Raw genomic sequence first — 26,817 nt, 5'->3', positions numbered from 1 at the left:
TTGGTCCAGCCGCTCTGTTGCCGTCGTGGAAGGCCCCGGACGAGAATCTTCATTCAGCCTGCTGACCACCTTCCTGAAGCTCTGCTTCCCCGGCTCAACTGCCCGTAGAAAGCAAGGTGCGCACGCCGTCGAGCAGAGCCGGCCAGTCCGGGCCGAACACCCGCACAGCGCCGAACAGCGCGTCGCATGCTGCCTGCAGCGGATCGGGGCAGGCAGCCGCCGGGACCACGCCTGCCGCCAAGTACGAGAGGATTGCAGGCGCGTTGGGGTCAGTGGCCGCCTGGAGCAGACTTGCCCTGGCCTCGCTCGACAGTGCGGCTCCGGGCGGGAGCGCGACACCAACGTTTCTCAGCGGCTCCACCCGGTCGACCAGGTGGGTCTCGGGTGCCGGCAGGGCGTCCGTGACGTTGAGGGTCCGGCTCAGGGGCGCAAGTCCGTTGAGGCCTCTCGGCGTTGAGTCGGCCGCGGCAACAGTCGCGCGCCGAGGAGGCGAGGAGACCGAGGCGGTCACGGGCTGCGCCGCCGCAGAGGCCGCAATCGGCGGCGCGGGGGTGGGCACCTGCGGCACGGGGGCGGCCTCTTGCGGCATGACGGCCAGGCGTCCGCGATAGTGAGGTCTCAGGCTGTCGTCCGCATGCATTCTCTCGTGCAGGCGGCCCAGGTCATCGAACGGTTCCGGCAGCGGCTGTCCCCGGTCGAGGGCGTGCAGTGCGGCCGAGATCCAGTCGGCCCGTTCCAGGCCGACCCGCCTGCCGGCGGCGCGTGCCGCGTGCCTGGCCACCCGGCGCAGCTGTTCCTCGTGGCACCGGCCCAGGTTTTCGACCAGGTCCGCGTCGAAGCGCCACAGTCCGCAAACGCTTCCCTTCAGATCCCGCAGCCGCCGCAGGGTGGGCAGCCGCCCGCCCCAGATGCGTGTCTCCTGGGCGAGCCGTGACTTGTGCAACTGCGCCTGGCGGGCCTGTTCCTGGGCGGCCACCGCCACGGCTTTCTCCTCCTTTGTGGGCGGCGGGGGCAGCTCGCGCGCCCAACCGTGCCAGTAGGCGGCGATCGAGGTGCTCTGGCGCAGGACGGCGTCCCGGGTTGGGGCGGCGGGCCAGAACTGCAGGAGGTACCGGTCGCGCAGGTCGCCCTCGGCCACGGTGTCCCGGCAACGACCGGCCTGCATGCCGGTGGCGCAATACCGCACGCGATGATCCGTGTGGGGAAGATCCAGTGAGTAGGCACCCTCGTCCGCCCACTCGGCCAGTACCGCGCGTGGCCCCATCGGGCGCAGTGACGCTTCGACGGCCTCCTCCCACTGCCCGCCCAGCGGGGGCTCCTTCTCGTGCCACTCGACCCTCAGCCCAACCTGTCCGGTGTGCAGCCCGGTGAGCAGGAAAAGGAAACCGGCCTCGGCACCGCCGCACAGACCATTGACCTGCCCCCTGAACGCGTCCCACATGTCCGGCTGTCCGCCCGGCGCCCCCACTCCACATAGAACTGGCCGTACGACACATGAACACTGCCATCCAGCAAAACCCGGCTCACTGACCCCTCCCCCTTGATCGCACCGCAGACATGCTAGGTGCCCGGGGTGACACCCTGCGCGGCATGGACGCCAGGAAGTGACGTGCACGACAGCGGACTTGAGCCGCCTGGAGGGTCTCTGAACGGCAGGGACGGTTGCGACAGCCACAGGGAAGTCATCCTCGCCGAAGCCGTCGAGGAGCCTGCGTCGCGGCCGGCCGCACACTGACCGGAGGGGGCATCGCGCCCCTCGCCGTCTTCGCGGTCCCGCTGGCCTTCGCCTCCACGCTCCGGCCCGCCCTGCTGCGTGCGATGACGTTCATGATCGTGGCCTCGCCGTGCGCGGTCGTGCTCCACGATGCCGCCGCTGCTGTCCGCCATCGCCAACGCCGGCCGCCACGGTGTCCTGGCCAAGTCCGACGCCGCGATGGAGCGTCTGGGCCAGGCCGACGCCGTCGCCCTGGACAAGACCGGCGTCCCGCGCAGTCGCGGACTCGGTCCCTGGAGCGAGGGGCACGAGATCGCCCGCGGCATCGACCACGCTGGCCCGCGGCCGGCCCCGCGCGACCTGCCCGGCGGTGCCGAACGGGCCGCGCTCGGACATGCGCGACGTGCCGCGTGGCACGCTGGCCCCCGTAGATCCGTGATGGCGAGGAGGCTTACCGCGTGGCGCATCAACAACCGGCGGAGACTGCCGGTGCCCCGGACGTACGCGCCGAGGAGAGCAGGCTGCGCAAGGACCTCGGGTTCTGGGGTCTGACCGCGATCGGCTTCTCCAACATCCTCGGCTCGGGCTGGCTGTTCGCGGCGATGTACGCCGCCCAGACCGCCGGCCCCGCCGCGTTGCTCTCCTGGGTCGCGGCCGGCCTGCTCTGCGCCCTGGTGGCCCTGGTCATGGTCGAACTCGGCGCCACCAGGCCGGAGGGCGGCGGCACGGTCCGGTGGCCGCTGTACGCGAACGGGCGGCTGGTCGGCACGGTGGTCGGCTGGTCCGTCCTCCTCTCCGTGGGCGGCACCGCTGCCGAGATCAGCGCGATCATGCAGTACGCCGCCCATTACGTACCCGGGCTCTACCGCGGCGACAGTCTCACCGCGTCGGGGCTGGGCGTGGCCGCGACGCTGAGTGTGCTGCTCACCGCGCTGAACTGGTTCGCCGTGCGGCTGTTCGCGCGTGTGAACAACCTGGTGTCCGTGTTCAAGGTCGTCGTGCCGGTGCTCACGGTGGTCGCCCTCTTCCTCTCCGGCACCCACGCGGGGCGCCTCACCGAACACGGCGGGTTCGCCCCGTACGGATACGCGGCCAGCCTCACCGCCCTTGCCGGCGGCGGCATCGTGTATTCCGTCAACGGGTTCCAGGCTCCGCTGGACTTCTCCGGAGAAGCCCGCAATCCGCGCCGCAACGTGCCCGCCGCCGTCCTCACCGGGATCGGCCTCGCGGTACTCGTCTACCTCGGGCTCCAACTCGCCTTTCTCTACACCGTGCCCGACTCACTGCTCACGCACGGCTGGCACGGCGTCAACTTCGAGTCGCCGTTCGGACAGCTCGCCCTCGTCCTCAACCTGCAGTGGCTGGCCACACTGCTCTACGCCGACGCGGTGGTCTCACCGGGCGGTTCGGCGTACGTGGGTGTCGCGATCGACGCCCGACACACCTACGCCCTCTCGAAGAACGGCCTGCTCCCCCGCTTCTTCATGCGTATCGATCCCCGCTCCGGCATCGCACGACGCGCACTGCTCCTCAACCTCGCGGTGATCATCCTGTTCATGCTGCCGTTCGGGGGCTGGCAGGACATCGTGAGCGTGATGGGGGACATGTACCTGATCATCTACGCCGCCTCGGCGGTGGCCGTGGCGTCCTTCCGGGCGCACGACCGGGAGCGCGGCGTGCAGCTCGCGGACGGCCACATGCCGGGAGTGCACTGGATCGCGCCGCTCAGCTTCGCCGTGGCGACCGAGTTCATCTACTGGTCCGGCTGGGACGACCTGCGGCTCGCCCTGCCCCTCGTCCTTGCCGGTGTCCCGCTGTTCCTGCTGCAACGACGCAGGACGCCGCACGACCGCAAGGCCGGGGAACTGCCTCAGGGCGCCTGGCTCGTGTTCCACCTGGCGGCGCTGACCCTGCTGTCCTGGCTCGGCACCTTCGGTGGCTCCGGACTCCTGCCGGCGCCGTACGACTCGCTCGTGGTGGGTGTCGTCGCCCTCGCCGTCTTCGTATGGGCAGTGCGTTCGGGCGCCGCCCACCTGCGCACCAACCCCGTGTGACGCGTCGCCGAGGCAGACTGGGCCGACGAGATTCGCCGGAGAGCCTTGGCGCAGCGAGCGACGGACTTCGACCGAGGTCCCGAACAACCTATGAGGTGCATGCGACCGCCTCTCGGACACCGGCCAGCCGCAGCCGGTTCTCCCGCAGCCACTCCGACCCGACTTCGATCGGCACCCGCACGGCGATCCCTGTCGACGGCGAGTCGTGCACCGTCACCTCCACCGGATCATCGGGAACTACCTCCAACCAGGCCCTACGGCCGCCTGCCGGCCACTCGGCCCCCGCCTCGGCCTGAAGGAGGTCGAGGCACCGCTCCCACTCGTCGATGTCCTCAAGCGACACCTGCAGCCATCACGCCTCGCCGAGCTGGTCACCGACGCCGACTCGGACTTCGCCCGCGATGCCCTCGCCGCGACCTTCAGGACGCCACCGTCCGAGCGGTTCGCCTACGGCCTGCGCCTACCGGTCGACAACATCCGCGCCGAGGTCGACGGGAGCCGCGACGACACCGCGGGGACGACGCGGTCCGGCTGACCGCCCGCGCACATCGTGCGGGTCAGCCGTGGGCGCAGCGTGTGAACGTCCTGTGGCTCGCGGAGGTCGAAGTTCTCGCAGCGAGCAGCGCGTCGCCGCCTGTGCGGGCGAGTCGGTGAGGTCCTCGGCGCGCGCGCCCCAGCCCGCCACGCGCCGTCACGGATCCCGGTTGCCCTCGTGGCCCCCACGGCCCGCCAACCGCGCGCACGCGGAAGCGAACCTGCGCACACACCGGTCACCCGGACCGCAGTTCGCGGGGTTCGCCGACCGCCTCTCATGGCTCGCAAGGGCGGGAGGCAGACCAGCACTACGGGCTCAGTTGCCCGTGCGCACCGCCGAGACCAGTCCGCCGGGGCCCTCGTCCTGCTGCGGCGGGGCGAGCACCGGGCGGCCGTATGCCGCGGCGCGCTCGCGCAGGGTGAAGGTCTCCGCCTCCCAGCCGAGTCCCTTCAGCCAGCCGACGGGGTCCTCCGGACTCTCGGAGACCCACATCGACGCTGCCGACCCCGCAGCGGCGTCCTCCCGGAAGCGTTCGAGCGCACCGCGCGGGCCCAGGGTCAGGCCCATCCTGCTGCCCGGCGCGGAGAGCGCTCCGACGCGTTCGAGCAGCGACCGCACCGTGTCCTCGGGCAGATAGATCAGCAGGCCCTCGGCGATCCACACCGTCGGCCGCGCCGGATCGTGCCCGGCGGCGGTCAGGGAGGCGGGCCAGTCCTCGCGCAGGTCGACCGGGACGGTGATCCGCTCGCAACGCGGAACGGCCCGTTCAGCACGCAGCACCGATGCCTTGAACTCCAGCGGATCGGCCGTGTCGACCTCGAACAGCCGGGTGTCCGCGGGCCAGTCCATTCGATAGGCCCTGCTGTCCATCCCGGCTCCGAGCAGCACGACCTGGCGAACACCGGACGCGACCGCCCGGTCCAGCAGGTCGTCCAGGAACTTCGTCCGGATGACGATCGAGAAGGCGACACCGCTCCAGCGGCGACGGGCCGCCTCGTCCGTGCGCGGGGGCGAAGGCGTCTCGGGGCCCCTCCCTGCGGCCGTGGCGAAAGCCAGCGCCAACGGGTCCCGGAACAGCGGTTGTTCGCGTGCCGTCTCCCTCGCCCTCACCCGGGCAACACCCACGGCCGTGGCCCAGACTCCGGACGGCTCGCCCCGCCCCGGCGCTTCAGTCATGCGGTCAGCGTATGCCGCCGGGTCGTCATGAATTCCGGCGGGTGCGGCGGCAGAGCTGCGAGCCATGCCTCCCCCCTCCGCGAGGGACGACGCTCGGCCGCCGCGCCGCTCGTACTGCGACGGCCCTCGAGGGCAGTTACTCGGGCCAGGTGTTCCGCTCGATGAGTGCCGTCTCTCGAAGGACGGGGCGAAGTGCGCGAGCAGGTCGTCGTTCGTGGTGCCGAAGGAAGGGGGAGGTTCAGCTACCCAGTAGGAGCACCGTGACGTCGCCTTCGCACGGTGTTCGCGGTCCACCTGTCCTTGCGTCCCCCACATCGACACTCTCACCCCGCGCATGCTCCGTCAGCAGGGAGGGCGTTCAGCGCCAGGCGTGTGCGGTGCAACGGCTGGTCTCGGTGGGCGGAGTCGGGGTTGTTCAGCCGACCGGGCTCGGGCAGCTCCCGCTGCGGGACATGCAGGCGCCCAGCCATCGGGGAGCGGTCCGGCGCGGTTCGCGTCCCGATCGACGTCCGCGAGGGAGTCCTCGTCGGCGGCCGCTCCCCCTCCCCCAACCTCCCGCCGGTGCGGAGACGCTCTCCAGCCGCCAGGGTCAGGCAGCAGGGCAGTCGAGGACGGAGCTGTGTCGGCCGGTGCGGCAGCGGCACAACAGACAACGGCAGTACCTCAAGCAGTTCACAGAGTCTGGCTCCGGAAGTCGCTCGTGCGTCAGCTCGTCGGGACCAGGACACCGCCGTTCGCGGTCGTAGTGCACTCGCCGGTGTCGGTGTCTGTTGCGCCTGCCGCACGAGTCACCCGGCAGCGACGGCGACGGCGACGGCGAGCCGTGAACGCGTCCCGTCCCGCCTCGTCGCTCGTCTCCGCTTCTGCGTTCGCGCAGAAGCCTGGTCCGAACGTTGCCGAGTCGTTGGACAACCCGTGTTCGGCACCGGTCTGCCACGTCAACCAGCAACCACCCCATGCCAGTTGCTCACCATGCACGGCTAGGCTCAGCTCCCTGCCGCCCGCTCCAGCCTGGGCGTATGACGATGGACACGCAGGCACCTGCGGACGTATGAGGTAAGAAGAGTTCCGTGACCGAACCGCCTCAGTCCGCAACCCAGCACGTGTTCATCGCCCTCGCACCGCCTGACAATGCGAAGAACGAGCTGGCGCACGCGCTGCGTCCGGCCTACGCCGCATGTCCCGACCTGCGCTGGAACCGCATCGAGGACTGGCACATCACCCTGGCCTTCCTGGGCGAGCAGCCGGTACAGGTCGCCCAGCGGCTACGTTCGCCCCTCGCCGACCTGGCGGCTGCCCGTCCCCCTCTCGAACTGTCGCTGCTCGGCGGCGGACACTTCGACGAGCGTGTGCTGTGGAGCGGCGTCGAGGGCGAACTCGACCACCTGCACGAGCTCGCCGGAGCAGTGCGGGCGCTGATCAGAGACTGCGGCGTGACGTTCCTCGAGCGTCCACTGCGCCCCCACCTCACGCTGGCCCGCGCTCGCCGCTACGACAACACCTCCGTCACGGCGGCGGCTGCCTACCTCGACGGCTTCACCGGATACCCCTGGCAGACCGAGCGCCTCCACCTGGTCGGCAGCACGGCAAGCGGGCACCCGGGCCCGCGCCGCTATCAGGACATTGACGCCTGGAATTTGGCCGCCGGCCAAGGCCATCCCGACCCGAGACCGTCACAGCCCGCTGTGTACGAGCAGCAGAACGGTTCGGGCCCCACGATGCCGCCGGCTCGACCCCACCCGTCCTGAACCGGCTCGGACACTCACGCGGCAGCGCACCCGGCCTTCCCCGTAGCGGCGCTGCGTGCGGCACCGGCGAGTGATACGCGGACAGGTCAGAGGCCTCACTCGATCGGTGTCAGCGCCTTGCTGTCGTGGTAAACGGCGATCAGACACCGTCCGTCCCGCTATCCAGCACCCAGGTCACGTTCACCCTCCGACGGTCGGGGACCGGACCTTCGGTCTCGCCTAAAGGTGCGAGGGCTCAGGACAGGCGGAGCCTCGTCGGTGACACGCATGTGAAGGCGGTCTCGCGCTGCGCGCCGCCTCCGAACCCGCGGCTTCCGGCACCGCCGAAAGCGGACCCGGCAGCCAGAACCCGGCCTGCCGGGCGCGGACTTGCGCTCGCCGGACCACACGGGCCACCGCTCTGCCCGCAGGCGATTGACGGCCAACTCATTTCCGCATTACCGCATTTGACCACTCGGAACGTCTTCGTGCGGCCGCAAGCGCAGGTTGAGAACAGCGAAGGCCGTGCAAGTGACGGGAAGCGTCAGGGCCGCGCCGGCCAGGATGCCGACGACAACCGGGGCGAGGATGCCGGCGTAGTACGCGGCGAAGAAGTTGCCTGTGGCCTCCTCGAGAAGTTGTCGCACGAGCGGGCGCAGCGGCAGGGCGAGTTGGACCACCAGCCGCACCGTTGCAGCGGTGAGTGCGGCCAGCGGCAGTGCGAGGGCGAGGATGCGGACTCCCCCGGCGCCCCTGAACGCCAGCGACCAGGAACGGCGCAGGGCAGCGCGGGGGCCCAGGCCCGCAGCCGCGGCGGCCGGGGCGAGGGCGAACACCGTACGCAGCAGCACGCCGACGAACACGGCCACTGCCGGAGAGCCGGCGACAAGCCTGTAGGGCCACGAGCCACGTTTCAGGGGTTCGGGGGTGTCGAGCTGGTATCCGGTGAGACTGTGCGCGACGAAGAAGACGACCAGGGGCAGCGTCCACACGATCAAGCCGCGTATCGCATACACCGCGAGCACCGGCCGCAGCCGAGCGGAGGTCCTGGCCGGCAACAGATCGTCCTTCGTTGCCGCGCGCGTCCCCGAGGCGACCGCCCGGGAGCACACACTCTGCAAGGCCGCGCTGCCGACGCCCAGCAGGAGCAGGAAGAGCGGGAGCGTGCCGAAGGCGACCAGTACCAGATCGCTGCTGTCGTGGAGGTAGGGGTCCTCCTCGACCTTCAGGTACCAAATGCGCTGGTTCCGCATGTGGGTGAACAGGGGCCAGGAGAGCGCGAACACCGCGGCCAACATCAACAGCGCGCTCAGCCCGGACAGGCCGACGACACGTGCGGTCGCACCCGCCAGCGCGCTCCGGCCCCGCCACAGGACGGCGAAGGTCGTCGCGGTGACACCGCGTTGCGTGCTCACCTCCGTCACAGGTCCGGTGCGGTCGTGCGGTGTCGTGGGCGTCATGGAGCGAGCCTTCTTTCCGATCCGGATCCGTTCATGATGTGACGCGGGAAAGGCCGAAGAAGTTCTCGGACCGCTCCCGGACGCCTGACAGTTCCGCAGGTGGACGAAAGGCTCGGAGGTTGAGCATGTTCCGGTTTGACCGACACCATCAGTGGCGTGGCCAGGCCGCGAGTACGATCTCGTGGTCGGCGGGACCGCCACAGCCGAGCCGCGGTGAGACGGTGCACGTTGTACCGGCTCTCGATACGGTCGGCGCTCGCGGTACCGGCGACGGCCCGGCCGGGCCGGTAGTTGACCCCGCGCAACACCGTCTCGACGGCGACGATGGCCAACGTCGATGAACGATGGCCGGATAGAGCCAGCCCTCCTGCGTGTGGGCGTAGGTGCTGTCGCCGCACCAGGGGGCATCCGGGCCGACGGAGTCGGGCTGGGTGCCCTGGACGGCAAGGTCTAGCCGCGGGCAACTCGCGGATCGGGCATCGTCGTTGAGCACCATCCGCTGCGGTGCCGTCCCGACAGGGGTGGGACCCAGCACCAGCCGCGCGACACGTCGGCGGCCGCATCCGGCACCTGCCCGCCTGGGCACGCATGAACGCACGGGGCACCGCATCCCCCGTCGGCTCGGCGTCGCGCACCGCGCGGTAACAGGCTCGGCAGCGCGGCGGGCATAGAAGGCGGCCCGTTGGACTCGGCCCGTCGCGCACAGCCCAGCAAGGGTGGTCCAGGGGTTCACCGGACCCGCGCGACGCGAAGGTGACCGGGCCGTGGTTGCCCGGGTCGGGACCGACCGCGAGGTCGAGGAAGTCCCGTCGTCCCCGAGGACGTCGCCCGGGTCGGCCGCAGCACAGGGCTCCGCAGCGCCGCGGTCAGGTACTCGAAACGTCCGGCCTCCGAAGGAACGGCGGACACGGTGTTTCGTCGTGTCTACCGGGCCAGAGCGCCAAAGAGCGAACGTGACTACGTCCCCCCCGAGATCTTCGCGTGGCGAAGACAGGAGATGACGACGACAAAAGGCCAGATGGACTGAACGTCCGTCACGAAGCGTTCGGCAATTCCGAGATCGCCGCCCGAAAGGCTCTCCAGGAGAAACCAGCTTCCGCCCAGGAGCATCACCAGTATCGCCGTGAAGGACGGCTTGCGGCGAAGTGCCCAGGGGGCGTTCTCCCCGTTCGCCGAGCAGAGGATCGGCCACAGCGAGAGAAGGACGAACCCGATGGCGGCCGCCGTTCCGTGGCGCAGCGAGCCGCCACTGATCGGTGCCGGGATCATGGCCACGACCAGGGCCGCGACGCCGCCTCCCGCCAGCGTCAACCGTCCCAGGGCAGTACCCACTCGCAGGCCCCACGCCGTGAGCAGATGGCACAGACCCAGCACGACAAGGGCCACGGTGATCACTTTTCCCGCCTCCCCGTAGGCGGTCAGTACGCTGATCGTTTGCTTGATCGGATTGTATGTAGGACCGGCAAGGTGGGCGGCGAACACCCAGCCCGCGGTAAAGAGGACCGGTGCGCATCCTGACGTTAGAAGAGCCCATTTGGGGACGGTTTTCACCCGGCAACGGTATAAAGCCGCCGCGCGAAATCACTCGTCCCGGCTTGTACGCTCTGTGCGTCTACGTCACTTGTACCAACCCGGCCCGTAAAGGCTTTGCCTGGGTCGGTGGTGCTTGCGCCGGCTTTGCTCCCGTCGACGTCGGAGGGGATCAGCGGGTCGTGCGTCCTGTGCCCGTGCGACCGAGCCGACCATGGGCGCGACGGCCGGGCAGACGCGGCTCAGCCGTTCGTACCGTTCGACGATCCGACCGGGCCGGACCAACGACCTTGGCGACGGCCGAGGGCGGGCTGGCGCTCCCGCCGTCCGGCCATAGGCTCGCGATACGGCGAAGGCTGCAAGGACAGTTCAGGGGCCGTCCCGGACTTCCTCGCTTCCCCGGTTCCACAGCACCGTTCCCCCGCACGATCAGGGCGTAGCGGGGGCCGAAGGCTCCGAGGCAAGGTATCGACCCGTCAGTCGCCTCGGTCGCTCCCGGTGCCGACGGTTGCCGCAAAAGTGCCGTCGAGCGACGCCTGGAACGTCCCTCTGCCCAGGCCTCGACGAGGTGTCGGCTGCCCTGCGGGATGGCGGCGGCAGTCGCGGCTGCGGCTCTACGCCGACAGGTACAGGACTGTTTACGTTCAGGATCGCCGTCGTTGCCTGCCCGCTCCTATCGTGGGCGTCCCTTGTTGTACCAACAGTTTCTTGAGTCAGGGGAGTTCAGTGTGACGGGGATGATCGTGACGACCTGGGTGATGGTCGCGCTGTTCGTGTTGGCAGGTGTCCTGTCGAGCCCGTCCCGCGTACACGCGTTGCGTGCTGCCGTGAACCCCGGGGCGCCGGAACTGACCGACGGCGGCATCATCGTCGGCCGGGTGATCTTCTTCGTCCTGGCCGCCGTGGGCGTCTTCGTGGCGCTGCAACTGCATGCCTCGGTGGACAACGCCGGCTGGAGCGACGACGAACTGCGCACCGCTGTGAGCGAGAGCACCGCCGCACTCGACGGCAGCCGCCGCTTCGGAGCTCTCGCGGACTTCGGGGACGGCGAGGGCTTCGACGAGGACAACCAGGAGATGCTCGTCGACGAGTTGGTCGAGCACGGCGGTGGCGGCGCCCCGCAGAACGGCGTGGGCGCCGATCCGGCACCCGGCAACACCCTCAAGGATTCTCGTTACACGGTGGGCGCCGCTGGGGCCTCGGCGGTCTTCTGTGTCGAGGTGCACCGCACCCACCGCAAGGGCGACGACTACGAGGGCGTCGGGGTCCCAGGGGGCGACAGCGTCTCGACGACCCCCATCTACCGCATCGCGGTGACCTCGCGGTCCGGAGAATGCTGAGGCCCGCCGCACTCCCCGGCCCAGCGCGGAAACGAGTCACTGATCGCCGGCCCCGGCAGGGACGGCTCGTCGAGCGGGTTCGCGTTGAGGAGACGTCCGGCGGGGACTCGCGGGTATGAGCCCACACGGGAAGTGCGGTCAACACCGTGGCTGACCGGACAGCTCGTTGACTGCGGTGGGAACCGTTGAACGGCCGTCGGTCACCGGATGAGTTGTGGGAGCTGCTTCAGCGGGCGTACCGGAGGCGCCGCGGCGGCCTCAGGGCGGTGCCCTGTGCCGGCACGGAGGCCGCGAAGTGCTGCACGCCACCGTGTTGTTGGCAACGCGGGGCTGCACACCGACAGCAATTTCCCGCAGCTCCCTTCGGCCCGTCGGGGGCAACTGCCCTCACGGGTAAGCAAGTTGCCGACGGCCCAGGTGTGGGCCGAGGAGCATCATCAGCTGGTCCTCGGCGGCCTTCACGAGCAAACTCCTGCGCCCTCCCGGTACTACGGGTCAGTCCGCGGGCACGCAGGCGAATCGAGGCTCACTTGCTGCCCGACTTGATCCATGGCCATTTGACGGCACAGACCACGAAGGGCGCTGCAAGCATGGCCAGCATCCACAATCCCACGCTCGCCGGGGAGTAGATGTAGTACTGCCACTGCTCGGGCAGGGCTGACGGTGCGAGTACGAGCGCGATCAGCGCGGCCCAGGTGATCAACACTGCTGCTGCCATGCGTGCTGCGACCACCCCTGTCGCCCCCCTCCGACGGCTACCGTCTCTTCGGATCGAATGATAAGCCGCTGCGATGATCTGGCTGCGACTGATGTGATCACGGTGTCAGAGACATCCTGGATGCGCCGTTCACCGAGCTCAGCGCCGCACTCTCCGGAAGTTGGTGACGGCTCCGCGGCGCGAAGGTGCGACGCGGTCCACAGGGGGCAGGCCGTGGAGCCTTCCGCGTAGCGACCGGGCTCTGCCGTCACGGCGTATCGGCGCACGGAACTGACCATGCGACAGCACGCCCCGAAGTTCGGGGTTTTCAAGCCGGCGGCCGACCAGGCACATCGACCACCCGGCGCCGATATGCGCTCTCCAGCCCGGCAGGAGGTTCAGCCGGGAGGGCCGTGCGCGTCATGGACGGTGCCCTGATCCCCACCTGCACGCAGCCTGCAGTGCCGGTTCTTCCACGCGGTGAGTTTCGCTGAGCGGTTTCTGGGAGCGTGGAGTGTGCCGCCGAAAGCGTCGACGTGCGGCCGCGGCCAGGTGTCCCCAGTCGTGTGGAACCGGGAGCACAGGCCGCACGTCCCCCCGTACATGCTGATCGTCCTGGGGATACTCTTCGCCGTCGCGCCCGCCGTCGTCTGGACGACGATTGCCCGCACCCGCCCCGTCGGCTTCGCGATCGGCGGGATGCTGCTCGCTGGAGCGAGCCTGCTGATCAGTGTCCAGCGGGGCTGGATCGATGCCCCCAGGCCTGACGCCCATCTTGTGTTCACGGTTCTCGCGCCCCTGGTCATCGCCTGCGGCGCGGGACTTGAAGGACGTTACGAGAACTCGCCGTCCCCAGAATGGATCTCTCGCCGCAACGGAGCCATCGGCCTCCTGGGGATGCAGTTCGCCCTCACCCTCGTGGTTGGCCTCATGTACGCAGTCATAATCAGCGATGGCTCAGACGCCCCGCCGTCGAAGGCCCTCCCCTCACTGCCGCCAGGCATCAGCTTGGTCAACGAAGGCACCGATTGCGGTTCCGGCGGCTGCTGGCGCGTCGCCACGATCACCAGCGAGGACGGTCTGTCCCATCCTGAGATCATCCGCGAGCTGGGCCTCCAGCAGCAGAGCTGCCGCTCCAACGGCTGGCTGCTCGACTGGCGTGAGGTGTGCGTCAGCGCCAGGGACACCGGCGGGAACGTCGTCGTCTACGCCACCTGGGGACACTGAGAGTCGTTCCCGAGAGGACTCCGCGAGGCCTTTCTTGGCCTTGTTGCCGTGCGGATGCTGACGGGGAGGGGCTGCTGGCAGCTGATGCAGATCTCCGTCCAGCACCTCAGGGTGGCAGTCCCCAGCAGTCAGCGTCGCACGGCGACAGAACGAGCCGTGAGCCGCGTGCGGATCAGGACCGCGGCGCCGAATTCGTCGTACGCGCGTCATCAACGCGGATGTGTGCTGCCGTGGTGGAGTCAACGCAGTACTCGGTGGCGAACCCGGTGACGATCAGGCAGCGCACGGCTCGCTCGTCCAGTAGCTCACCGAGCCCAGTGGCGAGGAAGGAGTCAGCCTGTCCTTGTCCAGCACCACATCGCCCGGTCGGGGCGCCACCGCCGGATGGGTGTCGATCAGCGGCCCAGCCACGCAACTCCGCCCACAGCCCCCTGCAATCGGCCGGCCGTGACTTCGTTCTTCCCCGCGCGTTGAAAGGCCGTCATGTGGCGCGTCCTTCTCTACATCAACACCACCACCGTGGCCTGCTTCCTCGCGACGGTCACCGCTCTGGCCTGGGCCGCCGCCCGAACAACATGCACCAACGCCCGACAAGTAGGGTTCACGGCGCGGGTCTTGCTGGCCCTGTGGGTGGTCCTGGTCGCCGCCGCGACTCTCGCCCCCACCCAGGCCTTCGGAACCAGCGGACACACCATCTGGTGGATGCCGGGCGAAGGACTCTGGTCACCGGGCAGCATGCTCCTGCCCGAAGAACGGGCCATGATCGTGCGTCTGCAGATCGCCAACGCCACTATGTTCGTCCCGGTAGGCGCCCTGTCCGCCTTCGTCTGCCGACGCGCCCCGGGCGTATTGCGGACCACTGCCTGGAGCGCCACCGCGAGCACCCTGATCGAGGTCCTGCAGTACGCAATGGCCGCCGGACGCGTAGTCGACATCGACGACATCCTCCTCAACACCACCGGCGCACTCACCGGCTCCGCCATCGCCACCGCCTGCCTCACAGCAGCCGCCCACCACACACGCCCCACCAGAACCCACCGCGCACCTCGAACCGGATCGCAGTAAGCGTGCGAGGCCGTCCAGCCAGAACCACAGTGGACGCCAGGGCGACATGCGGCGCCGCTTCGCAAGGGGAAGCCAACGCCACCTACTGTGCGCGTACCGGGCACCGGCCTCAGCGACTTCTCCCGTCTCGATGTCAGCTCCGGAAGTCCTTCGAGGGGTGGCTCCGATAGGAAATCTGCGCCGACTCCGACGTCGACGTCCATGTCGGTTTCTCGCCAGAAGGTGGGCGGCAGTAGGTGTTTGACTGCGTCCATGACCATCACACGGCCGGACAACGCACCCGACTTCCGCTCCCTGCACACAGCATCTGCGCCCTTGGCTCTAGGAGTCGTCTTCAAATGTCACGCCCACATCAGCAGTGATGCGAGGGTGACGGCTGCCTGGTAGGACTCGGCGGTCTTGTCGTAGCGGGTCGCGATGCCGCGCCACTGCTTCATTCGGTTGAAGCACCGTTCCACTACGTTGCGCTGTTTGTAGAGCTGCTTGTCGAAGGCCGGCGGACGCCCGCCGCGGCTGCCGCGCCGGAGCCGGTTGCGGACCTGGTCGGCCCGCTCGGGGATGGTGTGGCCGATGCCTCGCCGCCGGAGCCAGGTCCGGATGGCCCTGGAGCTGTAGCCCTTGTCGCCGAGGACATGGGCGGGCCGCACTCGGGGTCGTCCCGGGCCCATGCGGGGCACCCGTATCGCCTCCATCACGGCGGTGAACTGGGTGCAGTCGTTGGTGTTGCCGCCCGTGACGGTGAAGGCGAGCGGACGCCCCAACGCGTCGCAGGCGAGGTGAATCTTGCTGGTCAGACCACCCCGGGAGCGTCCGAGGGCGGGGCTGCGGAGCCCCCTTTTCGAGCCCCCGCGGCATGCTGGTGGGCCCGCACAACGGTGGAGTCGACCGACACCAGCCAGTCGATGTCCCCGGCCGCATCCGCCCGTGCCTGGGCGGCCCGGAGCATCCGATCGAAGGTGCCGTCCAGCGCCCAGCGCCGGAAACGCGTGTGCAGCGTGGCCCACGGGCCGTACCTCTCGGGCACGTCCCGCCAGGCCGTGCCGGTGCGGAACTTCCACACGATCCCGTTGAGCACGGTGCGGTCGTCCAGCCGCTTCCGCCCCCGCAAGGACGCAGGCAGCAACAACCGGACGAACTCCCACTCGGCATCGGACAGTTCATGACGACGTATCACCCGACCATGATCCATCACTCAAGATCATTTGAAGACACGCCCTAGCCAACGCCTGGGATGTCGCGAGCGCCCGCGTCATCGAGGCCGCAGGCGCCTCGGCCATCGCCACGACCAGTGCCGGGGTCGCCTGGTCGCTGGGTGCCCCTGACGGCGACTTCCTTGCCCGCGAGCGTGCGCTGGAACTGGTCGGCCGAATCGTCGCTGCCGTCGGAGTGCCGGTCACCGCGGACATCGAGGGCGGGTACGGGGCGGATGCCGCCAGCGTTGCCGAGACCATAGCCGGTGTGCTCGCTGCCGGCGCCGTCGGCGTCAACATTGAGGACGGCACCCGACCCCCGACAGAACTCGCGATGCGGCTGACCGCAGCCCGGCAGACCGCGGACCGGGAAGGCGCGGACCTGTTCCTCAACGCCCGTATCGACACCTTCCTGTTCGGACTCGGCGACCCGGACACCCGGCTGGAGGAAACCCTGGCCCGAGCACACATGTACATCGACGCGGGCGCGGACGGCATTTTCGTACCCGGTACCACCGACACCGCCACCATCGCGACGCTGGCCAGGGACATCTCCGTACCGCTGAACGTCATGGCCGGCCCCGGCGCCCCGACCGTTGCCGAACTCGGCGCCCTCGGCGTGGCCCGCGTCAGTCTCGGCTCGGGCGTGGCGCAGGTCGCCTACGCCGCCGCCCGCCGCGCCGCGCAGGATCTCTTCGGCGCCGGCGGCTACGACTCTCTCGCCGAGGGCATGGCCTTCGCGGAAGTCAACGCGCTGTTCTCCGAACCCAACTGCCCCTGAATGATTCGGGAGCCGTGGCCCACAGGCGGCCGTCATGCCCGAACCACTGCAAGCGGCAGGGCCGTTGACCGGGCAGCGGACCACTGCGAGACGGCCGAACAATCCTACCGAGGCTTTCCTACGGGGTGCGTTGGCGAGAGCGCCGGCCCCCACCTCACGGCAACGCATGCTGCACCAGCCTGGCCGGCGCCGCTACCAACAGCGAAGCCGCCCTGCGGCCCTCGACCGGCTGAAAGCACCGCGGGCACGACCCTGCTGATCGAGGGCACCGCGGGCGGACTCGGCACTGTCGCCGTCCTGCGCGCGGCCGCCCGCGGCGCGCACGTCTTTGGCACGGCGGCCATCGCACCCAACAACCATCTTGTTCGTCGCGGGACTGGGGGCGACACCGACCACCTGCGGCCTCGGACTGGGTGAACGGGTTACCGCTCCGGCAGCGGCCGGCGTCGGCATCGTCCTGGACTGCGACGGACTCGCCGCAGCCGCCGCACTTGCTCAGCAGGGCCGCCTCATCGTGCCGGTCGCAGCCGCCTTCGTCCTTGAAAACGCGGCTGCGGCAGGCCCGTTGAGCGACGCCGACCACGCCCGCAGAAAGATCGTCCCTACCCTCTCGTGCCGCAGCGGAGTGCCACTGCGCTGTGTGATGTGACGCGCCGTTCGGATGCTGCTCCGGGCGGCGCGGTGTGCTCAGGCTGTGCGAGAGGCAGAACGAGTGCGCGTTCGCGGGATCCCGAAGACGACCAAGGGAGACGCCTGCCGTAACCATCCGCAAGGCATCGGGCCGGTGGTGGCGACCTGATGGCCGGACCGGACAGTGCTGCCGTGCGCTCAGAGCGCGTAGGTGGCGAGAGCCGCCGAGGAAGCAGTCGCCCCGCCCCTGCGCCCTTCCGATGTCACTGGCCCTGACCTGCCCCACCACGCCCCGGTGCGCCACGCCTCAGTCGGCGGCGGGCGGAAGCTGCTAGCTTGCGGCCGTGGACCTCTTCCAACGCTCCTGGTCGGCGCTGCGTGCCGCGGTTGCCGAGCTCTCGGACGACGACTTCGCGCGGCCGTCGGGCTGTACCGGCTGGCTCGTGCGAGATCTGGTGTGCCACCTGGTCATCGATGCTCAGGACGTCCTGATCACCCTCGCGACCCCTGCCGAAACGGAACCGACCCGCGACGCGGTGACCTACTGGAACGTCGTGGCAACCCCGCCGACCGGCGACGACCCGCTCGACGCGCTCGTCGTCCGGTTGGCCGCCGCGTACGAAGAGCCGGGGCTGCTCAAGTTCCACCTCGACGACGTCGGTTCCGCCGCCGGTCGCGCCGCCGCACTCGCCGACCCGGGGCTCCGGGTCAGCACCCGCGACGAGGTCCTCACCGTCAACGACTACACCTCCGCGTACGTCCTGGAGTGGACGCTCCACCACCTCGACCTGATCGCACACCTGCCCCGCGCGGCTGCGCCGCCCGCTGAGGGACTCCGCCGATCACGCGAGTTGCTGGAGAGCATTGCCGGGGCCGCGTTCCCCGCGTCGTTCTCGGACAAGGACAGCCTGCTGGTCGGGACCGGACGGCGTGCCCCGACCGACGTGGAGAAAGCGGAACTGGGCGAACTGGCAGCGACCCTCCCCCTCTTCCTCGGATGACCAGCCCAACCGAAACCACGGCTTCCTGGCGGCACTCTCAAGGGAACGGACGAGTTGCGGTGCACCAGACAGCCGTACAGGCAGCGCAGGAGGCCCGGCGTCCGCAGGTCATCGGTCTTGTCACCGGGGCGCGATATGACTCGTGACGACCTCATCGCCCTGCTCCGCGAGCAGACTCCGGCATGCGGGCCGGCGCGTGACGCCCTGGTCGCCGGGGCTGACTTCGTCGTCTGGGACGGTCTGGTCCCGGCCAGCCGGCACGCGGGCGTCTTCCGGGGGCGCATGCGGCACTCCTCGAAGCGTGGCCACACGATCAACGGCCTCGCCGAGAGCGTCGCCATCCTCAGGCGAGCTCGGGAGGCGCCGCTTCGTATCGGGTCAATCGACGCGCTGGACAGATCCTCCTGGTTCACGATCTTCCTGAACTCCACGGCGACAGAAGTGGTGGCCTGCTGCGGAGGCCGCCGACCCACCAGAGAGCCGGCCGAAACCCCCAAGTGCGCTGCCCCGCCCGGCAGGTGACAGGCCCGCCAGTGTGAGAACCATCGGGGCTCGGCTCAACTCATATGTGTGGCTGACCACTTCTGTCGACAAGTTCGGTACCGGTGGGCGCCGGTAAGGTCGTCCATGGACGCTGTGCGGGCACCGGGCTCGGCTTTCGCTGATGACGAGGTGGGACATGACGAACGTCGCCGAACGACACGCCGGAGAAGCAAGGTCCGCGCCGCGAGTGCGTGATGCGAGGCTCGTGGTTCCGCGACGGCGTACACAGCGGCGCCCTGTGCCGCATGCGGCGCTCTGACGGCGACGGCACATGAACAGCGCCGACGAATTTCTGGAGACTCTCGCGACGAGCGGTCTGCCACCCCTGCACGGTCGCCGTCACGCAGGAGACGACTTCCAGGCCGACGTCGTCACCCGCGAGCTCGGGCCCCTGCGCCTGGCCGAACTGGTGACCCCGGAGGGCGAATGCTTCCGCGATGCGCGGTCCGCCCGCGCCACCGACAGCGAGCTGTGGCAGATCGAGCTGGTGATGCAGGGCCGGGTGCGCGCCCAGCAGGGCCGCAGCACCGCCGAGCTCGGGCCCACCGACCTGGTCCTGATCGACCCGGTGCGACCAGTCCGGTTCGCCAGCACCGCGTCCACGCACGTGACCATGCTGCTGCCACGCCGCTCGCTGCGACTCGGGCCGGACGACGCGGCCCGGCTGGCTGGAGTGCGTATCCGCGGCGACAGCGGCCCCGGGGCCCTGGTGTCCTCCCTCGCACGGGACGCGGTGCGGTATCTGGACGGATTCCGCGCTGACGAGGCGGCCAGGTCGGCGGCTGCGGTGATCGAGCTGATCGCGGTGGCACTCTCGGCTCAACTGGGTCATTCACCGCGACCGGTCGACGACGAGACGTTGCGCACCCGGATCGTCGGCTTCATCAAGGCGAGGCTGGCCGACCGGGACCTCACTCCGGCGAAGGTGGCCGCGGCGCACCACATGTCCGTGCGTCGCCTGCACAAGCTCTTCGAGGACCAGCCGCTGACGGTGGCGGCCCTGATCCGCCGGCAACGCTTGGAACGGTGCCACGCGGATCTGGCGGGGACCGGTCGGACCGTCGCGGCCGTCGCCGCCGGCTGGGGGTTCACCGATCCGGCGCACTTCAGCCGACTGTTCAAGGCCACCTACGGCTACAACGCGGCGGCACTCATGTCCGGCAACCGTGCACGGATGGTGCGTCGGCCGCCCGGCCCGCCGAGGATGGTGGCTGAGGGTACAGAACGCAGAAAGGCGCTCACATGGAACAGTCTGTCGAAGCAATGAGCGCGATCCCGGCCCGGATGAACGAGGGCTGGAACAGCGGTGACGCCACCGCATTCGTTGCCGATTTCGCGGAGGATGCCGAGCTCGTAGACTTCGAGGGAACCATCCACAAGGGACGCGAGTCGGTGATTGCGTTCAACCAGCCGCTCTTCGACACCGTGCTGAAGGGTTCCCGGATGGTGCGGGGCGAGGTGGCGTTCGCCCGGATCGTCCGTCCGGGCATGGGCGTGGTGCATCACCGCGTCGCCATGGTGATGCCGGGTGAGGAGGAGCCGCTGTCGAGCCGCCACTTCCTCCAACTGTTCGCACTGGTCTGGCAGAACGACCGCTGGGAGATCGCGGCACTGCAGAACGCGCGCTTGATCTCGCTGGAGACCGCGATGGCCCTGGACACCCAGGCAGCTGCCGGATAGGGGCACAGCCCCGAGGACGCACACGAGATCGCTGACTCCACCGAAGGGACCTCCCCCGGGGTCACTCGCGTTCGGGCGCAGGGCACCAAGCCGGCTCGAGTCCGGACACGTCAGTTGGAACCAACGAGGCCAGGCGCGCTGCCTTCAAGCTGGCAACCTTCCTGCAATCAAAGGCGAGTTGACCGTCTCCCTGGAACTGTCGGCCTCCTCCACGCCGCGCGGCAGTCCACCACAGCGCTCGACCGCCACCTGCACATCTTCGGCTTTCGCGCCCGCTGCACCAGGCCCAGGCCCAGGCCCAGGCCCAGGCCGCCAAGCCTGCCCGGTGCACCGGGGTTCGGTGCCCTTCTGGTGGTGGGTGGGGGATGTCAGCGAGCCCGCCTGTCCCACTCCCGGGGAGGGAGTGGGACAGACGGGCGTCATCAAGGAATGGGACAGTCGGCAAGTCCGGGGCGAGTCCGAGGAGTTGCCCCCCGGCTGCTTCACTGCAGGATCAGCGCGGCGGAGTCGTTGGCGCTGTTCTTGTCGTAGGGGAACTGGTACACGTCCTCGCCGGGCGGCCCGTAGACCAGGGAGACGGTGCCCTGGGCGCCCGGTTCGGCGTCGTTGACGTGCACCGTGAGGGAGAAGTGGCTCGTGGCCCCGGCGGGGACAACGAACGAGTCGAGACGGCAGAGGTAAGCGCCCGCGTCGGCATGGCAGTTGGCGGACGTCGACACCACGCTGGTGCCCGGCGGGGGCGTCACCCTCACCAGGGGGACGCCTTCGCCACCGCTGCGGTCGAAGAGGGTCGCGGGGCCGGCCGAGTAGGCGGTGAACTCGAAGATGGTGTCGGCGCCCTGTCCGCCGGAGGCGGTCGCGCCCGTGACGCCGAAGTCGTCGGTGTTGTCCGCCTTCAGCGTGGCAATACGGTAGTTGCTCGCGTTGCCGGTGAACGGAACGGACACGTCGCCCGCCGGCAGTGTGGTGTCACCTTCTTCGAGCACCTTCAGCCGTAGCCTCTTCCCGGTTCCGGGCGTCAACTGGACGCCGTCGAGGTATCTTTCGTCGCGCGGTGCGTAGGTGGCGACATCCAAGTAGGTGACGAGGGCGGCCGAGGTGACCTGGAGCCGTACCGGTGTCGCGAGACGCGCGCTCTCCCCCACACCGACCGGACCCGGTATGCGGCAGACCGCCACCTGGGTGGGCGCCTGGGCCGAACCGTTGGTCCCGTAACGGCAGTTGGCGTAGTGGTCGGCGAAGTCCAGCCCCGGTGACGCCTGGAGGACGACCTCGGTGGCCGACGCGGGCAGGGTGCCCTTGTTGGTGAACCGCACCGGCTCGGCGACGGTGCTGCCCACAGCCAGACCGGTGCGTTCCGCGGGCTGCCGGAGGGCGAGGGCGGGCCCGCCCACCACGACATTCGCGGTGCGCCCGACGATCGTCGCCTCGTCGGAGTGCCCGGCGACCGTGTAGCTGCCGGTGGCCCCCAACTGCGCGTCAGGCAGCGCCGTGACGGTCATCTGGGTATCGGAGCCGAAGCTCTCGCCATCGCTGACCTGCCCGTAGTCCAGCCACTCGGAGCAGGTGGCGACCGTGCCCGCCACGGTGCAGTTGCCGGAGAAGGACACGGTGGCGATGTCCGCGAGCTTGCCGAAGTCCACGGTGACGACGGCGTCGTCGACGTCGAGTGTGGAGGCGTTCGTGGTGTAGGAGAAGTAGGGCTGGGCGGTCTGCGGCGCGGCGGGCAGGGCCAGGGTGGGCAGCTTCGCGAGCCTCACCACCGGAAGGGCCTCGCCGGCCGCGTGCGCGGGAGCGGCGGTCAGCAGGCCGGCCGCCAGCATGGCGACGACCGCCGGGACGGCGGCCAGTCGGCGCCGGACAGGGTGCGGAGAAGTCATGAGGACCCTTGGATGTCGGGATGAACCGTGCGAGGAGCACGGACTGCGTGTGCGGCGTGGACAGGAGACGTTGAGCCGTTGCGTCCGGTCACCGCGGGCGCGCGGGCGTGCCGGATCCGCGGACATGACCGGTTGTCGTGTCCGGTGGGACCTGAGCGGCGCAAGCCTAGGTGTCGCCTGAGAGCCTGCTGTGCAGTTGACGATCATTTTGCGTGCACCACGCATGCAGGTGCGCGAGGGTGTGCGGCGGCGGCCCGGGACACGGGCCCAGCCGTCGCGCCCGGGTGTGTGCAGCGCACCCACGACCCGGCGTGCGTGCGCGATTAGCGTGGCTGCCATGGAAAGCGTGAACGAACTTGGTGACTACCTGCGCGCCCGTCGTGCGGCGGTCACGCCGGCGGATGTCGGGCTGCTCGATGACGGGCCGCGGCGGGTGCCGGGGCTGCGGCGTGACGAGGTGGCGCTGCTGGCGGGGATGAGCACGGACTACTACATCCGGCTGGAGCAGGGCCGGGAGCGCCGTCCGTCCGAGCAGGTGTTGAGGGCGATCGCCGGGGCGCTGCGGCTCGACGACGCGGCTGCCGCGCACCTCTTCCGGTTGGGCCTGTCCGTCTTCGGTACGGCGGCCGCCTCGACGAGTGTCGCCCCGGAGTTGCTGCGGCTGATGGACGGCATGCGGGACGTGCCGGCCTTCGTGGTCGGGGTGGCGCAGGACGTGCTGGCGGCCAACGCGCTGGCGCGTGAGCTGTACGGCGGTTTCGCCCGGTACGACAACCTGTTGCGGATGATCTTCCTCGATCCGTTCGCGCGCGAGTTCTACGTCGACTGGGACCACGCGGCACGCATCGCGGTGGGCAATCTGCGGGCCTCCTCCTCGCAGTTCCCGCGGGACGAACGGATCGAGGCGGTCGTCGGCGGCCTGAGCGTGCGCAGTCCCGCGTTCGCGGGCCTGTGGGCGCGCTACGAGGTCCGGCCCCGTACGCACGAGGACAAGCACTTCCGGCACCCGCGGGTGGGAGAGATGCGGCTGCACTTCGAGGCGCTCGCCGTCACCAGCACCCCCGGACAGCACCTGTCCGTCTACAGCGCGGAACCCGGCAGCGCCGGCGCCGACGCCCTGGTCCTGCTCGGTCGGCTGTCCCAGCAGGAAGCGGCGTCGACAGACCAGGACGCCCCCGCGGAAGAAGGAGAAGTCCGATCATGACCGCTTCGCTGTCCGACGCCGCCGGCACCTTCGAGATCGCCGGCAAGAAGGTCGCGCGCCTCGGGTTCGGCACCATGCGCCTGACCGGGCTCGGGGTGTGGGGTGAGCCCGACGACCGCGAGGAGTGCGTCCGGGTGGTGCGCCGCGCCGTCGAACTCGGCGTGCAGTTGATCGACACCGCGGACTCCTACGGCCCGTACGTGAGCGAGGAGATCATCCGGGAGGCGATCCATCCCTACCGTGACGACGTGCTGATCGCGACCAAGGCCGGGCTGACCCGCAACGGGCCCGACGTGATCAGGACCGCCGAGGGACCGGTGCGCCTCGGTCCGGCGGCGTGGCCGCCGGTCGGGCGCCCGGAGTACCTGCGCCAACAGGCCCTGATGAGTCTGCGCCGCCTCGGCATGGACCACATCGACCTGTTCCAGTTGCACCGCGTCGATCCGAAAGTCCCGCTGGAGGACCAGGTAGGCGAGCTGAAGAGGCTCCAGGACGAGGGAAAGATCGTCGCGATCGGGCTGTCCCAGGTCACCGTCGCCCAGATCGAGCAGGCTCGTACGATCGCCGAGATCGCCACTGTCCAGAACCGCTACAACCTCACCGACCGCGGCTCCGCCGACGTCCTGGAGTACTGCACCCGCCACGGCATCGGCTTCATCCCGTGGGCGCCGGTGGCCGCGGGTGAGTCGGCCCGCGCGGGTGGCCCGGTGGAACGGATCGCGACCGCCCACCACACCGGTCCCCTGCAGGTGGCACTGGCCTGGCTGCTGGCCCGCTCCGACGTCGTCCTGCCCATCCCCGGCACCTCCAAGGTCGCGCACCTGGAGGAGAACCTGACCGCGGCGACCCTGCGGCTGAGCGACGCGGAAGCAGCGGAACTGACCGCCGTCACAGCCTGACAGCCCTCCGGCAGCGGGCCCCTCCACACCGTGAGCCCGCTGCCCTCCGTCTCCGCCTTCTCCCTGGCGTTCCCACCGAAGAAAAGACACCTGCCATGCTGCTGCCCTCCGACGAAGCGGGCCGAGGCCGCCCGGTCGTCCTGCTGCACGCCCGTCCCACCGATCGCACCATGTGGGGCGCCCACCTTCCCCTGCTCGCCGATGCCGGCGTGCGGGCCATTTCCCTGGACCTGCCCGGCCACGGCGGCGCACGCGTACCCGACGGCCGTGAGGTGGCCCCCTGGACAGACGTACTCGACACCCTCGACCACCTCGGGGCCGACCGCTTCGTCCTGGCGGGGAACTCCCTCGGCGCCCTGGTGGCACTCCAGGCCGCCGTCGCGGCACCCGAGCGGGTCGAGGGCCTGGTGCTCGTCGGGTACCGGCCCCACGATCAGCCGGCCTCACCCCGTCTGCGAGCCGCGTGGGACGCCGAACGCGCGGCACTCGACGCCGACGACCTGGACGCAGCCGTGACAGCCGGCGTCCAGGCGTGGACCTCGACCGACGCGACCGACGACGTACGCGCGCACGCGGCCCGTATGCTCCGCGGCCAACTGACCGCACAACTCGCCCACGGCGAGCCTCCCTTGGCAGCGGACCCGCTCGGCGAGGGAATGGCGGTCCTGCGCAGCTTGACCGTGCCCGCCCCGGTCGCGGTCGGCGAACACGACATGCCCGACTTCTTCGAGGGGGGCGAGGGACTGGCCCGGGACCTCAACGCCGGCCACACCGCGGTCATCCGCGCCGCGGGCCACCTCGCGCCACTGGAACAGCCCGCTGCGTTCTGCACCCTGCTGCTGGACTTCGTCCGCCGTCTCCCGGAGCGGCGCCCCTGAACCTCACACTCCGAGCGGTGCTCCCGATGCTGGAGGATCAGGTGGCCCGCCAGGCCGGGGTCCCGTCAGCACGGCCGTCGGAGGCCCGTTCACCCGCGGGCGGCGCGTGCCGCGTGCCGGGCCGAAGGCACACCCCGTCCCCCGGCGCAGCGCCCCGCCGTCGTCCCGGCCGAAACGAGCCGATCCTGCTGCGTGGCATGCGTGTGGCCAGGTCCTCCCGCGCCTCCTCGTCCGGCGCCCCAGGTGCTTTCGCGTTGCCCCGGTACACGCCGGAGCGCTGTCAGCCCTCGTGACCCGTCGTCTCAGGCGGCGCTGCGCCGTGCCGGGTTCGCGGGGAGTTGCCAGGCGCCGCCGCGGTCCTCCTTCGAAAAGCGCGCGACGAGATCGGGGACGTGGAGGAAGCAGGCCAGCGCGGTGGCAGCCTGGAAGGCGTCGATCGCACGCTGCGTTTCCGGCATGGCCAGTCGAAGAAGGCGCGGATTCACCTCGGCCTGGATCTCGTCGACGAAGGGCCGCAGCACCCTGTCGTAATTCTTCAGGGCCGTCGGCAGGTCGTCCGCGTGCCGGTTTATCTCGTCAGCCAGGACGAGTGCGCCGACCAGGCCGCCGGAGATTCCCATGCCGCTGTAGGGAGAGGCGCAGTGCGCGGCGTCACCGGCCAGGACCACGCGGCCTTCGGACCAGGTGTCGGTGCGCACCTGGACGACCTCCTGGGAGTAGAAGAACGGACTCGTCTTCATGCCTTCGACGAAGCGTTCGGTCTGCCACCCGGCGTCGCGGAACCTGTCCGCCCAGAACTCCTGTTGGCGCTCGACGGGAGCACGGTGGATCGCCGAGGCATCCTCCGACTCTTCCCGCATCACGAAGTACGCCTGCGTCTCGGTCGGGTTGTGGCTGCGGCGCATGATCTGGCGGCCGCCCGGGACCATGTAGGTGTCCCGGATGCTGCTGTCGGATTCGATGCGTGGGACGAACCAATAGGCCATGTGAATACCGACGCGCCAGTAGGGGTCGAAGCCCTTCGGAAGGATCGCCTGCCGGATGCGTGAACCCTGGCCGTCCGCGCCGACCAGGAGGTCGAACTCGCCGGAGGACCCGTCGGAGAAGTGCGCCACGACCTTGTGCGCGTCCTGCTCGAAGCCGTCCACGCTCTTGCCGAAGACGTAGTCGGCGTCGTCCTTCGTCGCATCGTTCAAGATGCGCACCAGGTCACCGCGCATGATCTCGTACTCGGACGTGAGGCTCTGGCGGCCCTGCCCAGAGGTGTTGGCCATGATCGTGGCCCTGGCCCTGCCGTGGCCATCGATGAACGCGACGCCCTTCTCGTCCACGAGCTTGCCCCGGACGGCGTCGAGGAGCCCCATCCGCTCGATGGCCTCGATGCCCTGCCCCCGGAGGTCGACCTGGGCCCCCGTGTCCCGCAGTGCCGGGAAGCGCTCGGCAACGGTCACCCGGTGGCCGCCCCTCACGAGCCAGAAGGCCAAGGCCTGCCCCGCGATACCGGCACCGGCGACCAGAACCCGCAGGGACCGCCCGTCGGATCCGTTCGGCATGCCCATCACCATCACCATCACCCCAAAAAATCTATCAGTGAATGATTCCATTC

21 protein-coding genes and 5 pseudogenes are annotated in these 26,817 nt (G+C 69.8%); 16 read left to right on the top strand and 10 right to left on the bottom strand.

Annotation, left to right across the window (positions count from 1 at the left end):
* Window positions 1-94: 94 nt before the first annotated feature.
* Entirely contained in the window at window positions 95-1,441 is a 1,347-nt protein-coding gene (locus tag ACFZA0_RS17915; protein WP_391017308.1) for a hypothetical protein, read from the bottom strand.
* A gap of 305 nt (window positions 1,442-1,746) precedes the next feature.
* Here ACFZA0_RS17915 and ACFZA0_RS17910 point away from each other — a divergent pair.
* Together ACFZA0_RS17910 and ACFZA0_RS17905 are read left to right on the top strand one after the other, a co-directional pair.
* Window positions 1,747-1,978, top strand: a pseudogene (locus tag ACFZA0_RS17910) (heavy metal translocating P-type ATPase); the annotation flags it as partial.
* A gap of 257 nt (window positions 1,979-2,235) precedes the next feature.
* Window positions 2,236-3,768, top strand: a complete 1,533-nt coding sequence (locus ACFZA0_RS17905) for an amino acid permease (RefSeq protein WP_391017615.1) — start codon at window positions 2,236-2,238, stop codon at window positions 3,766-3,768.
* An 88-nt stretch (window positions 3,769-3,856) separates the two neighbouring features.
* On the opposite strand, the gene ACFZA0_RS17900 is transcribed toward ACFZA0_RS17905, so the two are convergent.
* Window positions 3,857-4,111 carry a DUF5959 family protein gene (locus tag ACFZA0_RS17900; RefSeq protein WP_391017306.1) on the bottom strand — a complete coding sequence of 85 codons (255 nt, stop codon included), beginning with the start codon at window positions 4,109-4,111 and terminating at the stop codon, window positions 3,857-3,859.
* Window positions 4,112-4,618: 507 nt separating this feature from the next.
* Complete coding sequence (locus tag ACFZA0_RS17895; RefSeq protein ID WP_391017303.1) at window positions 4,619-5,479, bottom strand: SAM-dependent methyltransferase; 861 nt, start codon at window positions 5,477-5,479, stop codon at window positions 4,619-4,621.
* 1,070 nt (window positions 5,480-6,549) lie between these two features.
* On the opposite strand from ACFZA0_RS17895, the gene thpR reads away from it, so the two are divergent.
* Window positions 6,550-7,227, top strand: coding sequence for an RNA 2',3'-cyclic phosphodiesterase (gene thpR / locus ACFZA0_RS17890; RefSeq protein WP_391017300.1), 678 nt, complete (start codon window positions 6,550-6,552; stop codon window positions 7,225-7,227).
* Between the two features lie 437 nt (window positions 7,228-7,664).
* Here thpR and ACFZA0_RS17885 read toward each other — a convergent pair whose 3' ends face one another.
* Together ACFZA0_RS17885 and ACFZA0_RS17880 are read right to left on the bottom strand one after the other, a co-directional pair.
* Window positions 7,665-8,666 carry a hypothetical protein gene (locus tag ACFZA0_RS17885; protein WP_391017297.1) on the bottom strand — a complete coding sequence of 334 codons (1,002 nt, stop codon included), beginning with the start codon at window positions 8,664-8,666 and terminating at the stop codon, window positions 7,665-7,667.
* A gap of 957 nt (window positions 8,667-9,623) precedes the next feature.
* Complete coding sequence (locus ACFZA0_RS17880; protein WP_391017294.1) at window positions 9,624-10,217, bottom strand: DUF998 domain-containing protein; 594 nt, start codon at window positions 10,215-10,217, stop codon at window positions 9,624-9,626.
* A gap of 716 nt (window positions 10,218-10,933) precedes the next feature.
* Here ACFZA0_RS17880 and ACFZA0_RS17875 point away from each other — a divergent pair.
* The gene (locus ACFZA0_RS17875; RefSeq protein ID WP_391017291.1) at window positions 10,934-11,536 is read left to right on the top strand and encodes a hypothetical protein; all 603 of its coding nucleotides are present in this window, start codon (window positions 10,934-10,936) and stop codon (window positions 11,534-11,536) included.
* Between the two features lie 526 nt (window positions 11,537-12,062).
* Here the strand turns inward: ACFZA0_RS17875 and ACFZA0_RS17870 are convergent.
* Complete coding sequence (locus tag ACFZA0_RS17870; RefSeq protein WP_391017288.1) at window positions 12,063-12,254, bottom strand: hypothetical protein; 192 nt, start codon at window positions 12,252-12,254, stop codon at window positions 12,063-12,065.
* Window positions 12,255-12,311: 57 nt separating this feature from the next.
* Here ACFZA0_RS17870 and ACFZA0_RS17865 point away from each other — a divergent pair.
* Both ACFZA0_RS17865 and ACFZA0_RS17860 read left to right on the top strand, forming a co-directional pair.
* Window positions 12,312-12,679: pseudogene (locus tag ACFZA0_RS17865) on the top strand (IS5/IS1182 family transposase); the annotation flags it as partial.
* Window positions 12,680-12,836: 157 nt separating this feature from the next.
* Entirely contained in the window at window positions 12,837-13,460 is a 624-nt protein-coding gene (locus ACFZA0_RS17860; RefSeq protein WP_391017285.1) for a hypothetical protein, read from the top strand.
* A 172-nt stretch (window positions 13,461-13,632) separates the two neighbouring features.
* Here ACFZA0_RS17860 and ACFZA0_RS17855 read toward each other — a convergent pair whose 3' ends face one another.
* A complete protein-coding gene (locus ACFZA0_RS17855; protein WP_391017282.1) occupies window positions 13,633-13,875 on the bottom strand; it encodes an isochorismatase family protein in 243 nt (80 codons plus the stop codon).
* 68 nt (window positions 13,876-13,943) lie between these two features.
* Between ACFZA0_RS17855 and ACFZA0_RS17850 the strand changes: the two genes are divergently transcribed.
* Complete coding sequence (locus tag ACFZA0_RS17850; protein WP_391017279.1) at window positions 13,944-14,525, top strand: VanZ family protein; 582 nt, start codon at window positions 13,944-13,946, stop codon at window positions 14,523-14,525.
* A gap of 341 nt (window positions 14,526-14,866) precedes the next feature.
* Here ACFZA0_RS17850 and ACFZA0_RS17845 read toward each other — a convergent pair.
* Window positions 14,867-15,714: pseudogene (locus ACFZA0_RS17845) on the bottom strand (IS5 family transposase).
* 23 nt (window positions 15,715-15,737) lie between these two features.
* Here ACFZA0_RS17845 and ACFZA0_RS17840 point away from each other — a divergent pair.
* The 6 genes and pseudogenes from ACFZA0_RS17840 to ACFZA0_RS17815 all read left to right on the top strand — a co-directional run.
* A pseudogene (locus ACFZA0_RS17840) lies at window positions 15,738-16,496 on the top strand (isocitrate lyase/phosphoenolpyruvate mutase family protein); the annotation flags it as partial.
* Window positions 16,497-16,648: 152 nt separating this feature from the next.
* Window positions 16,649-17,145 (top strand): annotated as a pseudogene (locus tag ACFZA0_RS17835) (NADP-dependent oxidoreductase); the annotation flags it as partial.
* Between the two features lie 325 nt (window positions 17,146-17,470).
* Window positions 17,471-18,127 (top strand): maleylpyruvate isomerase N-terminal domain-containing protein, encoded by a 657-nt coding sequence (locus ACFZA0_RS17830; protein ID WP_391017276.1) that lies wholly within the window; start codon window positions 17,471-17,473, stop codon window positions 18,125-18,127.
* 135 nt (window positions 18,128-18,262) lie between these two features.
* Window positions 18,263-18,649, top strand: a complete 387-nt coding sequence (locus ACFZA0_RS17825) for a hypothetical protein (protein ID WP_391017273.1) — start codon at window positions 18,263-18,265, stop codon at window positions 18,647-18,649.
* A gap of 292 nt (window positions 18,650-18,941) precedes the next feature.
* Complete coding sequence (locus ACFZA0_RS17820) at window positions 18,942-19,937, top strand: helix-turn-helix domain-containing protein (RefSeq protein WP_391017270.1); 996 nt, start codon at window positions 18,942-18,944, stop codon at window positions 19,935-19,937.
* Window positions 19,913-20,350 (top strand): SgcJ/EcaC family oxidoreductase, encoded by a 438-nt coding sequence (locus tag ACFZA0_RS17815; RefSeq protein WP_391017267.1) that lies wholly within the window; start codon window positions 19,913-19,915, stop codon window positions 20,348-20,350. The genes ACFZA0_RS17820 and ACFZA0_RS17815 overlap by 25 nt, the downstream gene beginning before the upstream one ends.
* Window positions 20,351-20,832: 482 nt before the next feature.
* On the opposite strand, the gene ACFZA0_RS17810 is transcribed toward ACFZA0_RS17815, so the two are convergent.
* Window positions 20,833-22,230, bottom strand: coding sequence for a hypothetical protein (locus tag ACFZA0_RS17810; protein WP_391017264.1), 1,398 nt, complete (start codon window positions 22,228-22,230; stop codon window positions 20,833-20,835).
* Between the two features lie 337 nt (window positions 22,231-22,567).
* Between ACFZA0_RS17810 and ACFZA0_RS17805 the strand changes: the two genes are divergently transcribed.
* The 3 genes from ACFZA0_RS17805 to ACFZA0_RS17795 all read left to right on the top strand — a co-directional run bounded on the left by ACFZA0_RS17805 (window position 22,568) and on the right by ACFZA0_RS17795 (window position 25,211).
* Window positions 22,568-23,434, top strand: coding sequence for a helix-turn-helix domain-containing protein (locus ACFZA0_RS17805; protein ID WP_391017262.1), 867 nt, complete (start codon window positions 22,568-22,570; stop codon window positions 23,432-23,434).
* Complete coding sequence (locus tag ACFZA0_RS17800; protein WP_391017259.1) at window positions 23,431-24,333, top strand: aldo/keto reductase; 903 nt, start codon at window positions 23,431-23,433, stop codon at window positions 24,331-24,333. Before ACFZA0_RS17805 ends, ACFZA0_RS17800 begins: the two co-directional genes overlap by 4 nt.
* Window positions 24,334-24,428: 95 nt before the next feature.
* A complete protein-coding gene (locus tag ACFZA0_RS17795; RefSeq protein WP_391017256.1) occupies window positions 24,429-25,211 on the top strand; it encodes an alpha/beta fold hydrolase in 783 nt (260 codons plus the stop codon).
* 302 nt (window positions 25,212-25,513) lie between these two features.
* Here ACFZA0_RS17795 and ACFZA0_RS17790 read toward each other — a convergent pair whose 3' ends face one another.
* Window positions 25,514-26,764: an FAD-dependent monooxygenase gene (locus ACFZA0_RS17790; RefSeq protein WP_391017253.1), complete on the bottom strand. Its 1,251-nt coding sequence runs from the start codon at window positions 26,762-26,764 to the stop codon at window positions 25,514-25,516.
* Window positions 26,765-26,817: the final 53 nt, after the last annotated feature.

This window comes from Streptomyces sp. NPDC008150 (genome assembly GCF_042956945.1).
Lineage (GTDB): Bacteria > Actinomycetota > Actinomycetes > Streptomycetales > Streptomycetaceae > Streptomyces.
This window is presented reverse-complemented; position numbering and strand designations above follow the sequence as displayed.

Excerpts from the sequence above, each read along its gene's own strand:
- ACFZA0_RS17915 (WP_391017308.1), bottom strand. The coding sequence starts at position 1,441 with ATGTGGGACGCGTTCAGGGGGCAGGTCAATGGTCTGTGCGGCGGTGCC.
- ACFZA0_RS17895 (WP_391017303.1), bottom strand. The coding sequence starts at position 5,479 with ATGACTGAAGCGCCGGGGCGGGGCGAGCCGTCCGGAGTCTGGGCCACG.
- ACFZA0_RS17885 (WP_391017297.1), bottom strand. The coding sequence starts at position 8,666 with ATGACGCCCACGACACCGCACGACCGCACCGGACCTGTGACGGAGGTG.
- ACFZA0_RS17875 (WP_391017291.1), top strand. The coding sequence starts at position 10,934 with ATGATCGTGACGACCTGGGTGATGGTCGCGCTGTTCGTGTTGGCAGGT.
- ACFZA0_RS17870 (WP_391017288.1), bottom strand. The coding sequence starts at position 12,254 with ATGGCAGCAGCAGTGTTGATCACCTGGGCCGCGCTGATCGCGCTCGTA.
- ACFZA0_RS17860 (WP_391017285.1), top strand. The coding sequence starts at position 12,837 with ATGCTGATCGTCCTGGGGATACTCTTCGCCGTCGCGCCCGCCGTCGTC.
- ACFZA0_RS17850 (WP_391017279.1), top strand. The coding sequence starts at position 13,944 with ATGTGGCGCGTCCTTCTCTACATCAACACCACCACCGTGGCCTGCTTC.
- ACFZA0_RS17825 (WP_391017273.1), top strand. The coding sequence starts at position 18,263 with ATGACTCGTGACGACCTCATCGCCCTGCTCCGCGAGCAGACTCCGGCA.
- ACFZA0_RS17820 (WP_391017270.1), top strand. The coding sequence starts at position 18,942 with ATGAACAGCGCCGACGAATTTCTGGAGACTCTCGCGACGAGCGGTCTG.
- ACFZA0_RS17815 (WP_391017267.1), top strand. The coding sequence starts at position 19,913 with ATGGAACAGTCTGTCGAAGCAATGAGCGCGATCCCGGCCCGGATGAAC.
- ACFZA0_RS17810 (WP_391017264.1), bottom strand. The coding sequence starts at position 22,230 with ATGACTTCTCCGCACCCTGTCCGGCGCCGACTGGCCGCCGTCCCGGCG.
- ACFZA0_RS17805 (WP_391017262.1), top strand. The coding sequence starts at position 22,568 with ATGGAAAGCGTGAACGAACTTGGTGACTACCTGCGCGCCCGTCGTGCG.
- ACFZA0_RS17800 (WP_391017259.1), top strand. The coding sequence starts at position 23,431 with ATGACCGCTTCGCTGTCCGACGCCGCCGGCACCTTCGAGATCGCCGGC.
- ACFZA0_RS17795 (WP_391017256.1), top strand. The coding sequence starts at position 24,429 with ATGCTGCTGCCCTCCGACGAAGCGGGCCGAGGCCGCCCGGTCGTCCTG.
- ACFZA0_RS17790 (WP_391017253.1), bottom strand. The coding sequence starts at position 26,764 with ATGCCGAACGGATCCGACGGGCGGTCCCTGCGGGTTCTGGTCGCCGGT.